The sequence below is a fragment of the Croceicoccus ponticola genome, assembly GCF_004004515.1.
Classification (GTDB): Bacteria; Pseudomonadota; Alphaproteobacteria; order Sphingomonadales; family Sphingomonadaceae; genus Croceicoccus; species Croceicoccus ponticola.
On the sequence record NZ_RXOL01000003.1, the window covers coordinates 322,253 to 334,261 of the forward strand.

The 12,009-nt window shown below is 60.7% G+C and carries 14 protein-coding genes; 9 read left to right on the forward strand and 5 right to left on the reverse strand.

Going from position 1 to position 12,009, the window contains the following annotated elements; genetic code table 11:
- Nucleotides 1-3: 3 nt before the first annotated feature.
- The 3 genes from EKN06_RS09540 to EKN06_RS09550 form a co-directional block, all read right to left on the reverse strand.
- On the reverse strand, nt 4-990 hold the full coding sequence (locus EKN06_RS09540; RefSeq protein ID WP_127612653.1) for an aldo/keto reductase: 987 nt from the start codon (nt 988-990) through the stop codon (nt 4-6).
- Between the two features lie 82 nt (nt 991-1,072).
- Nucleotides 1,073-1,897 (reverse strand): enoyl-CoA hydratase/isomerase family protein, encoded by an 825-nt coding sequence (locus tag EKN06_RS09545; protein ID WP_240654739.1) that lies wholly within the window; start codon nt 1,895-1,897, stop codon nt 1,073-1,075.
- Nucleotides 1,879-2,760 carry an SMP-30/gluconolactonase/LRE family protein gene (locus EKN06_RS09550; RefSeq protein ID WP_127612654.1) on the reverse strand — a complete coding sequence of 294 codons (882 nt, stop codon included), beginning with the start codon at nt 2,758-2,760 and terminating at the stop codon, nt 1,879-1,881. Before EKN06_RS09550 ends, EKN06_RS09545 begins: the two co-directional genes overlap by 19 nt.
- 117 nt (nt 2,761-2,877) lie before the next feature.
- On the opposite strand from EKN06_RS09550, the gene EKN06_RS09555 reads away from it, so the two are divergent.
- The 7 genes from EKN06_RS09555 to EKN06_RS09585 all read left to right on the forward strand — a co-directional run bounded on the left by EKN06_RS09555 (nt 2,878) and on the right by EKN06_RS09585 (nt 9,005).
- The gene (locus tag EKN06_RS09555; protein ID WP_240654742.1) at nt 2,878-3,588 is read left to right on the forward strand and encodes a TetR/AcrR family transcriptional regulator; all 711 of its coding nucleotides are present in this window, start codon (nt 2,878-2,880) and stop codon (nt 3,586-3,588) included.
- A gap of 146 nt (nt 3,589-3,734) precedes the next feature.
- Nucleotides 3,735-5,111 (forward strand): aromatic ring-hydroxylating oxygenase subunit alpha, encoded by a 1,377-nt coding sequence (locus EKN06_RS09560; RefSeq protein ID WP_240654745.1) that lies wholly within the window; start codon nt 3,735-3,737, stop codon nt 5,109-5,111.
- A complete protein-coding gene (locus EKN06_RS09565; protein WP_127612655.1) occupies nt 5,108-5,602 on the forward strand; it encodes a VOC family protein in 495 nt (164 codons plus the stop codon). The genes EKN06_RS09560 and EKN06_RS09565 overlap by 4 nt, the downstream gene beginning before the upstream one ends.
- A gap of 30 nt (nt 5,603-5,632) precedes the next feature.
- Nucleotides 5,633-6,460 (forward strand): SDR family NAD(P)-dependent oxidoreductase, encoded by an 828-nt coding sequence (locus tag EKN06_RS09570; protein WP_127612656.1) that lies wholly within the window; start codon nt 5,633-5,635, stop codon nt 6,458-6,460.
- A gap of 10 nt (nt 6,461-6,470) precedes the next feature.
- Entirely contained in the window at nt 6,471-7,892 is a 1,422-nt protein-coding gene (locus EKN06_RS09575) for an aromatic ring-hydroxylating oxygenase subunit alpha (RefSeq protein ID WP_127612657.1), read from the forward strand.
- An 85-nt stretch (nt 7,893-7,977) separates the two neighbouring features.
- A complete protein-coding gene (locus EKN06_RS09580; protein WP_127612658.1) occupies nt 7,978-8,256 on the forward strand; it encodes a metal-sensitive transcriptional regulator in 279 nt (92 codons plus the stop codon).
- Nucleotides 8,253-9,005 (forward strand): glutaredoxin, encoded by a 753-nt coding sequence (locus tag EKN06_RS09585; RefSeq protein WP_240654747.1) that lies wholly within the window; start codon nt 8,253-8,255, stop codon nt 9,003-9,005. The genes EKN06_RS09580 and EKN06_RS09585 overlap by 4 nt, the downstream gene beginning before the upstream one ends.
- An 87-nt stretch (nt 9,006-9,092) precedes the next feature.
- On the opposite strand, the gene EKN06_RS09590 is transcribed toward EKN06_RS09585, so the two are convergent.
- On the reverse strand, nt 9,093-10,835 hold the full coding sequence (locus EKN06_RS09590; RefSeq protein ID WP_205693861.1) for an asparagine synthase-related protein: 1,743 nt from the start codon (nt 10,833-10,835) through the stop codon (nt 9,093-9,095).
- Here EKN06_RS09590 and EKN06_RS15820 point away from each other — a divergent pair.
- Nucleotides 10,828-11,025 carry a hypothetical protein gene (locus EKN06_RS15820; RefSeq protein WP_205693862.1) on the forward strand — a complete coding sequence of 66 codons (198 nt, stop codon included), beginning with the start codon at nt 10,828-10,830 and terminating at the stop codon, nt 11,023-11,025. The two genes, EKN06_RS09590 and EKN06_RS15820, sit on opposite strands and share 8 nt — an antisense overlap.
- 72 nt (nt 11,026-11,097) lie before the next feature.
- Here the strand turns inward: EKN06_RS15820 and EKN06_RS15680 are convergent, their stop codons facing one another.
- Nucleotides 11,098-11,259, reverse strand: coding sequence for a hypothetical protein (locus tag EKN06_RS15680; protein ID WP_164844018.1), 162 nt, complete (start codon nt 11,257-11,259; stop codon nt 11,098-11,100).
- Between the two features lie 473 nt (nt 11,260-11,732).
- Between EKN06_RS15680 and EKN06_RS09595 the strand changes: the two genes are divergently transcribed.
- Entirely contained in the window at nt 11,733-11,939 is a 207-nt protein-coding gene (locus EKN06_RS09595) for a cold-shock protein (RefSeq protein ID WP_127612660.1), read from the forward strand.
- Nucleotides 11,940-12,009 lie beyond the last annotated feature (70 nt).

The following is a 12,009-nucleotide window of genomic DNA, read 5'->3' on the forward strand; positions in this document are numbered from 1 at the left end:
GCGTCAAACGAAGTCTTCGGTATCGACCGTGGCGCGCGCCGCGTCGGGATAGCGGTGCCCGCGCACCGTCTGCTGATTGATCAGCGCGCCCGCACGATCAAGCACGTCGTCCGCAACAATCAAGGCGGCGGTGGCGTTGTTCTCGTCGAAATGCGCGGTCGAACGCGTGCCGGGAATCGCGTGCACATGGTCCCCTTGCGCCAATATCCAGGCCATCGACAGTTGCGCAGGGGCAATCCCCGCCTCTGCCGCAAGCGCGTTGAAGCTGGCCACCAGCGCGCGGTTATGTTCCCAGTTGCCGGGCAGGAAGCGGGGATGGGTGCGGCGCAGATCCCGTTCGGTCAGGGCCGCCGTGTCGACCCCACCGGCCAGCGCACCGCGCGCGACCGGCGAAAACGCCACCATCGCGATGCCAAGCTCACGCGTCGTGTCCAGCACGCCAAGTTCGACATTGCGCGTCCATAGCGAATATTCGTGCTGCACCGCGATCATCGGGTGCACCTCATGCGCTTCGCGGATGTGGGCGGCGGACCATTCGGACGCGCCATAGCCGCCGATCTTGCCAGCTTCGATCAACCGGGCCATCGCCCCGACCGAATCCGCGATCGGCACCTTGGGATCGAACCGGTGCATATAGAACAGGTCGACGTGGTCGGTTTTGAGCCGTCGCAGGCTGGCATCGATCGATGCTGCGATGGATGTCGGGCGGCAATCGATGCCCCGGTCAGGCCCTTCGACGACGATGCCGGTCTTTGTGGCGAGGAAAAATTCGTTGCGCCGATCCGCAATCGCTTCGCCCAGGATTTCTTCGCTTACGCCAAGGCCATACATGTTGGCCGTGTCGAAATGGTCGCAACCGTTGTCCAGCGCATGGCGGAAAAGGGCGACCGCGTCCTGCCGCGTTGGCGGATTTCCATAAGCCCATGCCACGTTCATGGTGCCGAGACCGACCGGGTTGACCCTGCTTCCGCCTATTGCACGCGTGTTCATCGACCGAAATCTTCCCGTTTTCACAAAGTCGGCCGCTCGTTCGACGATGGACCATACATAGTCAAGGAAGCAGGTCGGGCGGTCAGCGGCCTACAAACCGGGGTTTGCGCTTTTCGGCAAAGGCCGCGCATGCCTCGCGGAAATCGTCCGTTCCCAGCGCAAGGCACTGGACATGGTTTTCCAGTTCGATGGCCGCGCCAAGGCTGGGCGCGTCGATGTTCGCGCGCATGACCTGTTTGGTATGCTTGATCGCATAGGGACTGTTTTCGGCGATTTGACGCGCCACGGCGATGGCTGCGTCCAGCGCTCCGCCCGCTTCGGTCAGAGTCGTGACAAGGCCGATGGCATGGGCTTCGGCTGCGTCGACGGGACGCCCCGTCAGCATCACTTCGGCGGCGCGCCCCGAACCGATCAGGCGCGGCAAGTGATAGCTGATGCCGCATTCCCCCGCGCTTAGCCCGATCCGCACCGCGCCGTTCAGGAAGCGGGCCCCCGGCCCGGCGACCCGGATGTCGGCCCCAACCGCCAGCCCCATGCCGGCCCCAACCGCAGCCCCTTCAATTGCGGCCACGACCGGAAAGCGCGCTTCGGCCACTTCGCGCATCAGGCCGGAAAAGCGTTCCTGAAGCTCCATGTTCTCGATCGGGCCTTCGGGCGCGTCTTCGCCCATCAACACTTCCTTGAGGTCCAGCCCGGCGCAAAACGCCTTGCCCTGCGCGGCCAGCACGACGACGCGCACGCCCACATCGGCGTTCAGTCGCGCGATGGTCTCGCGAAATTTTGCAACCATCGGCAGGGTCAGGGCATTGGCCGATTGCGGCCGGTTAAGCGTCAGCACGGTAACGCCGTCGGACAGGGTTTCGGCGGCGATCATGGTTTCGTCAGCGATCATGGCTTCGTCGCCCATTCGCCAAGCTTCGTGCGCGGACCGGCAAGTCCGGGGATCTCGACCTCCATGCGAATCACCGCGCCCTTGCCCGGATGTTCGGCATTGCCGCCGGTGCTGACATAAAGCCCCCCCGGATCTGACGCTGCGAAATCGAGGCTGACGACATGCGGAAACGGCAGCGATACCGATTGCAGCATTTCTCCCTGTTCGGAAAACTGAATGACGCGCGCCGTGCTCCAGCATGCCACCCAAAGGTTACCCGCGCTGTCGGCAACCAGTCCGTCGCTGTCCTCGATTTCCATGAACAGCTCGCCCGGTCCTGGCATACCGTCGCCGTCGAGCGGATAGCGCCAGATCCCACGCGAGGTTTCGGAATGATAAAGCCATCGCCCGCAGGCGCTGGTCGCGATGCCGTTGGATGCAAAGACATCGGAGCGCAGTACCGTGATCGTTCCCCCTGCCGAAACGTGGAAGAACTTGCCCGGTGACGGTTCCGTTCCCTTTTCGAAAATGGACACGAAATCGATAGTACCGGCATAGAATCCGCCACGTCCGTCGCCTTCCATGTCGTTTACCGCGATGACCGGAACCCCATCGATGTGGGTTAACACATCGTGCGTATGGCCGGTGACCGGGTCGATCGTCACGATCCCGTCGCGCCCGCTGCACAGGACCAGACCCGATTCGTCGAACAGGATTCCGCCCACCCACTGGCGCCCCGGCAGCATCGCTTCGTCCGGATGTCCGGACCGCTTGCGATAAACGCCCCTGCCGGTGAGATCGCCGAACCACAGATCGCCGCACGGCGAGACGCGCGGCGCTTCGACGAATTCGTAACCTTCGGCGATCGTCTTGAAGTCGCCTAATGTTGTCGTTTGCATATGTCTCTCCCCCCTGCCTTATCCATTTTGTGCAGGGCCATGGCACTTCGTCATTTTGCCAGTTCGCATCCGGGCCGCGTGCTGGTCAACTCCGCACCGCGACGCTAGAGCCGGTGCGTGACCTTGCACCGTGATCCCGCAGCCCCGCTCGGCTCCATCGCTTTCGAGCAGGACCCGATCCGCTGGATGGCAAACAGCGCCACCTTTGCACGGCCGCAGCAACAGCGCAGCAAAGATGCGCTCAGCCGCATCATAACGTCGGCTGTCGCGCTGTTTTCCGAACGCGGTTTCGACACCACCCGCGTGTCCGACGTGGCAGAGCACGCGCAAGTGCCGGTCGGCACCGTTTACAAGCATTTCGCGGATAAGGAGGCGTTGCTCGACGCGATCGTCGCAGGTTATCGCGACTGTCGGATGCGCGAGATCACCGAACTGTGCACGTCGGCGCAGGCGATGGCGGCAAGCCCGCGGGAGCTGATCCAGCTGCACCTCGACATCGTGTTCAGCGCCTTTACCGTCGATGCGGGCCTGCTGCGCCTGATCGAACGGCGACGGCTTGAAGATGCGAGCGTCCATCAGGACCAAAGCACCGCCAACGAGACCGTTGCGAGCCTGATCGCCGACCGTCTCATCCAAAGGATGCCGGATCGCGATCCCGCCGAACTGCGGCGGCAAGTGCTCTACACCCATTCGATCATTCGCGGCGCGGTCGTCTGGTCGGTCCTGCCGACGGGCGGGGAAATGGGCAAGGGCCTGAAGGTCACCGATACGGACTTCGCCAACGAAGCTGTGCGGATGGCGCTCCGCTACCTTGGCATCGACGATTGAGCGCGCGGGCCCGTAAATAAGTGCCCTGTCCTTTATGATGAATTGACCCATCGGCCGCGATGCCTCATTCTCGGCATAAGTGAACATGAATTCATATTCATTTATAGGTCGAGTCCCGGCACTGGGAAAGGCCGAGGAGAGGGCTGATGAACGAGATTCAGAAAGTCATGCGGGATCGTTATCCCGGCAACACGTGGGCCGATGTCGCGCGGCGCGACGGCGATCTGCCCGACGTCCTGGCGATCCAGTCCAATCCGGATCAGGATCTGAGCGATATCGGGTTCGCGCGCTACACCGATCAAGCGTTCTTCGATGCCGAGATGGAGCGGGTGTGGAAACGTGTCTGGCAATTCGCCTGTCGCGAGGAACATGTCGCGGAAACCGGCGATTTCTTCGTCTACGACATCGGTCGCCAGTCCGTGTTGATCATGCGCGGCGAAGACGGGCTTAAGGCGTTCTACAACTCCTGCCTCCATCGCGGGACGAAGCTGAAGCCGTCCGGTGCGTGTGGATGGTCGGCCGACATCACCTGCCCCTTCCACAACTGGCAATGGAAACTCGACGGATCGTTCAAGGGCATGCCCTGCGATTTCGAATTCCCGCAGGTCGACAAGGCCACCGCCAATCTGGTCGAGGTACAAGTCGACACGTGGAACGGCATGGTCTTCGTGAATTTCGATCCTGCTGCCAAGCCACTGGTCGACTATCTTGAGGTTCTGCCCGAGCATTTCCGCAACTGGGACCTCACCGGCTGGTACGTCGCGACCCATGTGCGAAAGCATCTGCCCGGCAACTGGAAGCTGTCGATGGAAGCTTTCATGGAAGCCTATCACACGCCCTATGTTCACCCGGAAATGACCAACGTGGTGGGCGACCACAACATGCAACACGACGTTTTTTCCAAACATGTCAGCCGCGATCTTTGCGCCATGGCGTCATCCAGCCCGACGTCGACGGCGCAATTGAGCGAACAGGACCTGCTCGACATGATGCTCGTCGCTGACGGCAAGATGGTCGGAGAACGCCCACGCGTGCCCGAAGGGAAGACCGCTCGCTGGGTGATGGCAGAACAATTGCGCGAACAGATGCTGCAGCAATACGACCTCGACTATTCGCAGCATTCGGTACCTGAAATGATCGATTCGCTGAAATATCACCTGTTCCCCAACGTGATGATCTATCCCGCGCCCGGTCTGTGCCTGATCCAGCAGTTCCGCCCCGACGGCCATGACCGCGACCGTTCGACTTTCGATCAGTACGTGCTGCATCCCAAGCCAAGGGACGGCAACTTCGAAGTCGCCGAAGTGGAAGTCATCACCGAAGAGCAAAGCTTTACGAGCGTGGCCAGCATGGACCCCTTTCTGGCCAGCGTGCTCGATCAGGACACCGACATCATGCGGCTGCAACGCGAAGGCATGTACGCCAGCGGCAAAGGCGCGCAGACGCTATCAGTCTATCAGGAATCGCGAATCCGCCATTTCCATCATACGCTGGATCAATATATCGGAGAGCAGGCCGGATGAAACAGCACGTTCAGGGCGTCCACCACTTCGCACTGTCGGTGCCGGACATCGCGATCGCGCGAAAATTCTATATCGACCTGCTGGGCGCGGAAGAGATCAGCGGTACGGAATGGGAACCGGGCAATCCGTGGATCGATGCCATCGTCGGGCTGGACGGATCGGCGGCGCGGACCTTCATTGCGCGGCTGAAGAACGTGCAGGTGGAAATATTTGAATATACCTCCCCCCGCGCGCCGGACATGGACCCTGCCCGTCCGGTAAACCATTACGGTTATACCCACGTCGGTTTTCAGGTCGACGACATTCAGGCGACCTACGACAAGATGATCGCCGCCGGGCTGACGTTCCATACGGCGCCCGACATGACCACGATCACCGTGGACGAAAACGGGCACAAGCTCGGCTTTGCCGCCACTTACGGCCGCGACTTTTTCGGCAACGTCTTCGAACTGCTCGAAATCCACGAAAACGACATGATCAAGCCGGTCTGAACCGGCGAAAAACACTATTGGGAGAGTGACATGGACCTTGAGCTGAAGGGCAAGAAGGTCGTCGTCAGCGCGGCGACACGCGGTATTGGGCGCAGGATCGTGGAACAGTTCCTCGACGAAGGGGCGATCGTGTCCTTCTGCGGTCGCCGCGCGCGATCGGTTCAGGACAACCCCAGCGACGACAGCGTGTTCGCCAATCCGCTTCACGGCGACGGAGTCGAAGACGCGTTGGAGGCACTGTCCGATCGGGGCGAAGTTTACGGAACGGTCGTCGACTGCGGCTATTTCGATCAGGTCACCGACTGGGTGGCCAAGGCCGCTTCGGACATGGGCGGTATCGATATTGTCGTGTCCAACGCCAGCGCGCTGGGCGGCATTCCGCGCAGCAAGAAGGGTTGGGACATTAACTACAACGTCGACCTTTTGTCGGCCGTGGCGATGTTCGATACGGCCCTGCCCTACCTGAAGGCATCGGACGCGGCAGCCTTTGTCCAGATGTCGACGATCACCGCGATCGAAAACCATTCGTTTGGCGAGAGCGGCCTCAGTTATGGCGCGATGAAGGCAGCGCTGATCAATTACACGCATCAACTGGCCATAGATTACATGAAAGACGGCATCCGCTGCAATTGCGTCGGCCCCGGCCCGGTCTACATCGAGGACGGCAGCTGGGGTTTCCTCGAAAAGGAAATGCCGGACTATTTCGATGCCAATCGGCTGAAGCACCCGTCAGGCCGCTTCGGCAAGCCGCAGGAGATCGCCGACGCGGTGCTGTTCCTTGCGTCCGCTCGCGCATCGTGGATCACCGGCGTGAACCTGACGGTCGACGGCGGATTTACCCGCAACGTCAAATATTGAGGAACACGCGATGAGCACTTTGGGCGATGTAGCGGGGGGCGAAGCCGAACTGGGCGAAGACCGCAGCGAAGGGATCAGTTGGGCCGCGTTGATGGCCCGCGATTCGCGCACGCCGCCCGCCGTGTTGACCGAGGAAAGCTACACCTATCGCGGCTCCGAACCGATCCCGGCGAACCGTTACACGAGCGAGGATTTCGCGAGGCTAGAGCGGGAGCACATGTGGCCCCGCGTATGGCAATTCGCCGCGCGCGAAGAGGACCTGCCGGAGCCGGGCGATTACATCGTTTATGAAAACGTAGGGCGTTCATACCTGCTGGTGCGGCAGGACGACGGATCGATCCGCGCGATGCACAATGTCTGCCTCCACCGCGGGCGCAAGTTGCGCACCGAAGACGGCAGCGCGGACCGGTTCACCTGCCCGTTCCATGCCTTCACCTGGAAGAAAGACGGGAGTTTCGACCACGCGCCATGCCAGTGGGATTTCCCGCACCTAGCGCAGAAGAACATGGACCTTCCCGAAGCGGAAGTGGGCCGCTGGGCCGGCTACGTTTTCCTTCGCGAGGAAAAGGGAGGTCCCAGTCTCGAGGAATATCTCGCCCCGCTGCCCGAGCACTTCAAACGCTGGCGGCACGAGGAATGCGTCACCGTCATGCGCGTTGCCAAGGAAGTGGCGGCCAACTGGAAGGTGACGATGGAAGCGTTCATGGAAGCATGGCACACGGTCGTCACGCACCCGCAGCTGCTTCCCTTCACCGGCGATTGCAATGCTGCGTACTGGACCTGGGGCGACAACGTGAACGCCAACTTCACCCCCTTTGGCGTGACCAGCCCGCACATCACCGAAGGCAAGGGTGAGCAGTGGATCGTCGACGAGTTCGTGAAATTCAACGGGCGCAGTTCGGACAATTACGATCAGGGCGGCGATCCGATGGCGATCACCGTGCCCGAAGGCAAGACCGCGCGGCAGGCATTGGGCGAACGCATGCGCCAGCATTACACAGAGCAGACCGGTTACGACCATTCGGATGCCACCGATGCCGAACTGCTCGACGGGCTGGTCTATAACGTGTTCCCGAATTTCGGGCCGTGGGCGGGGTTCATGCCGAACATCGTCTACCGCTGGTTTCCCGGCAAGACGCCCGACACCTGCGTGATGGAAGTGCGCATCCTTGCCCGCGTGAAAAAGGGCGAGCCGATGCCACATGGCGCGCCGCTGAAATTCCTGACGCTGGACCAGAAATGGACCGAAGCGCCCGAACTTGGCGTGCTGGGCGACGTTTTCGAACAGGACATGGGAAACCTTCCCTATGTTCAAGAAGGCCTCCACTGTTCGAAGAACGGCGAGGTGCAACTCGGCAACTATCAGGAAATCCGCATTCGCCAGTTCCACGACACGATGATGAGATACATCGGGCCTGCCCAAATCGGCTGAGGCGCCCGACTGACGTAGGGGGCTTGACGCCCGGCGAGGGTAGCGACTATATACCCCCCATGGGTATTTTAGTTGAGGGCGAAGCGTGAGCGAAGAGAGCACCAAACCGGCGATCCTGAACCGGTTCAAACGGATCGAAGGGCAAGTGCGCGGCATCGCCGCAATGGTTGCCGACGACCGTTATTGCATCGACATCCTGACGCAGATGCAGGCGGTCAAAGCCGCTCTTGCCCGCGCCGAGACAGAGATCCTGCGCAACCATGCCGCCTGCTGCATCGCCGAAGCGATCGCCAGCGGCGACGAATCCGAGCAGCGCGCCAAGTTCAGCGAACTGATCGATCTTTTCGAGAGAGCGAAACGATGACCAAGACCGCAACCGTGTATCGCATGGTCATGCCCGGCCATGTCTGTCCCTATGGCCTCAAGACCGTCGACCTGCTGAAACGCAAGGGCTTCGCCATTGACGATCGCCATCTGACCACGCGCGACGAAACGAACGCGTTCAAAGCGGAGTACGACGTAAAGACGACGCCGCAGACGTTCATCGGCCCTAACCGCATCGGCGGATACGACGACTTGCGCGCGCATTTCGGTAAGTCAGTGCGAAAAGCCGGAGACACCACTTACCAGCCGGTCATCGCCCTCTTTGCCATGGCCGCGTTCGTCGCGCTGGCCTTTAGCTGGTTCGCTTATGGCGCACTGCTAACCGTGGCGGCCGGGGAATGGTTCGTCAGCCTGGCGATGTGCTTCCTCGCGGTCCAAAAACTTCAGGATGTGCGCAGCTTTTCTACGATGTTCCTGAATTACGATCTGCTGGCGCGACGGTGGTTGCCATATGGTTATGTCTATCCGTTCGGCGAAGCGTTGGCAGGCGTGCTGATGGTCGCCCACGTTTTGCCGATCATATCGGTCCCAATATCGCTGTTCATCGGCACTCTGGGTGCCGTCAGCGTGTTCAAGGCAGTTTACATCGACAAGCGCGAGATCAAGTGCGCGTGCGTCGGCGGCAACAGCAACGTGCCGCTGGGCTTCGTTTCGCTGACCGAAAACCTGTTCATGATCGGCATGGGACTTTGGATGGGAGCCAAGGCGATGGGCTGGATCGTGGCCTGAAGACCGACGGGACTGGCACCTCACTCGCCAGCGCACTGTCGCGCCGATTTTCGAGGGCGCAGACTGCCTGCACCGGTGATGTGCGCGTCATGTAGTCTGGGTTGCCGCATGTTCCTGAGCCTGGATGAAGCGCGCGGTGGCCAGCGCGCGCGGCAAGGCAAGCTGAAGGCGGCTCGCAATCGCCGGATCGGCCGGTTGTTCGCCGTCCCAACTGTCCAGCGTCGCTTGCAGGCCTCGCAAATCCATGCGTTCGGCCATGGCGTCGTCCTTGGCCAATCGTGCCAATTCGCCCGAAAGGTGCGCACGTTCGGCTTTTAGCCGCATCGCCCAGTCGCTCGCCTGCACCCCGCGGCGGTTTTCGGTGCGGACGGCTTCGGGAACGCGACCCTGCAACATCCGGCGGGCCAGCCGGCGATCCTGTCCGCGCTTCATGTACTGTTCGCTGGGGATGCCATGGCAGAAGTCGACGAGCGGGCGATAGGTCGTCGGGTCGCGAGCCGGGATGCCGTAAAGCTGGACGAATACCTGTTCGATATCACCCGTTTCGCCGCCACCGATATTCCGGCGATAGGCTTCCACCCTCGGTTGACTGCGGAACAGGATATCCTGCCCCATGTCGGCTGCCCGCTCCTTTACATGCATCCGGTTGGCCCAAGCAGGATTGATGGGACACCAGCTTGCAAACGGATCGACGGGCGCGCGTCCCGCGATCCTTTGCAGCAACAGCCATGCCGCATCGGGCAATTCGGGCGCGACGACCCGCGACAGCAAAGCGCGTGCCGTCGATTGCGTCCCTTGCCTCGCTGCCCGCAATTCTGCGAATAGTCGCCGCCACTGCCCGTTTCTGAACCATTCGCCAAAGGCCCAGTTGCCGTCGGCGCTGAAGGTCAGGTTTCCGGTGTTGCCTGTCAGCATGACATCGCGGCCATCGTCCCGCGCCCTGCTCCAGACATCATGAATCCAGTGCAGGTTGGCCGCATTACGGGGCACGATACCGGCAAGTTCGAAAATGTCGCCCAGCTTGTGGCCGAACCATTTGTCGGCGGTGTGAACTGCCTCCACTTCCAGCCCGTCATGCATGGCGGCGAGCGCCTCGACATAGGGCCATTCGTTGGCGAACGTGGGGTGGTGCGGATCGTCGGCAAAGCCTGCTTGCGGAACGCTGGTATACCCCTTTAGCCGCTCGCCCGAAGCAAGATGCGGCATCGCCGCGGCGGCAACCGCTTGCGAATCGAGGCCGCCTGAAAGGCTGATCGCAGGTCTGGCAAACCGGTCGAGCGATGAACGCAGTGCAGCGTCCATCAAGGCATTGGCCGCCTCGACATATTGGTCGTCGGATGCGAACCGCACTTCGGGCAGGTTCATGGCGTCGTAATACCGTCGGGTATGTGCAGTCGTTCGTTCGATCCAGCGGACGGAGCCGATCGGCAGCCGCGCAATATTGTCAAACCAGCTCCGCTCCACCTCTTTGTAATTGAGGATCAGGCTGTCGGCGATCTTCTGCTCGTCGACGGCTCGCGGCACGACGCCGGTTGCGAACAAGAGGCGCGGTGACGACGCGACGACCAACTGGTCGGCGTCGGACCAATAATGCAACGGAGACGCGCGAAGAGGGCTGCGAGCCAAGCGAACGGATTGCCCGTGCGGCGGTACATAAATGGTTGCATATTGGCCCGAGACGTAGGCATCGACTTCATCGCCCCACTTGTCGAACGCAGCGGCGTATAGCCGCGCATCGTCGGTACAAGTGATCGTTAAGGCTGCGCAAAGCGCATCGCGATCGTCGATATGGCCGTCGAAAAGCAGAGTGCCGCCGTCGGCGGTGACCAATGCAGGCGCACAAAGGCCCGCCGACACCAAAGCATTCGGGCCGATGGCAGAAAAGACCGCATTATGTGTGCTGATTGATGCGCCGGCAAAATGCTGGGCCGTTCCCGATGGCTGCAAGAACCTGTCGGGTGGGGGAACAGCTAAAGATCCCCATCGTAAATGCAAAGCAATCACGCAAAATCGCCCGTGAGCAAAACGAACTACTCAGGACGTTGCTCGCCTGCCCATCAGGGCAAGCGAGCAGAACGTTGATCAGTTGCGATCAGGAACCCTGATTGCCCTGGCCGTCAGAACCGGGATTTGCGGGAACAGCACGCACATCGCGGATGGTTCCGACAGTCTTCAGCGCAGGAACTGTCCAAGCCGAGGCCTGCACATTGGCATTCATGTCCGTCGTGAACGAATCGCGGGTCTGGTTGGTCATTGAATCAAAATCCCTAATTTTCATGTCGCAGCGCAACATATAGAGCGATAAGCGGCATGGCGTCAATTCTCATAATCGAATGATCTCAAACACAATAATCCCTGCTTGGTTCCCTCGGCACAAGGTTTAGATGTCTGGTTAATCATCGGCCCGACTTACATCGCCGACGCAACGTTCGAAAATCTACGGAAACGGTCTGGCCAAGCTGAATCGCTCTGTTATTCTCAAGATGCCGGGACCGGCCGCTCTATGGCCGGAAAGGTTTTGCTTTGCGCAGCAGGTCATTTGGGGTAATAGGCCCGCGCTGACGTCGAAATTTGCGACGGACTTCGGCGCTAAGTAAACCCGTGACCTTCCGTTCGGTGGTTGCGGCAGATCCTGACGGCGGCTTCCTTTCATATACGACACGACGCACGACGTCCGTTTGCACCTTGCAGATGGGCGGTTTCAAATGTTCTTGAAAGGAACACGTTATGCCGATCGGCACCGTAAAATTCTTCAATTCCGACAAGGGCTACGGCTTCATTCAGCCGGAAGACGGCGGCAATGACAGCTTCGTGCACATTTCGGCCGTTCAGGCAGCCGGCATGCACACGCTCGAAAAGGACCAGCGTCTTCAGTACGAAGTCGAAACCGGCCGTAACGGCAAGGAATCGGCTACGAACCTGGTTTCGGTCTGATTTGGCCGGGGGACTGCGTGCTTGTCGCGCAGTCCCCCACCCCAATTCCCAAGTCTCTCAGTTCAATCCT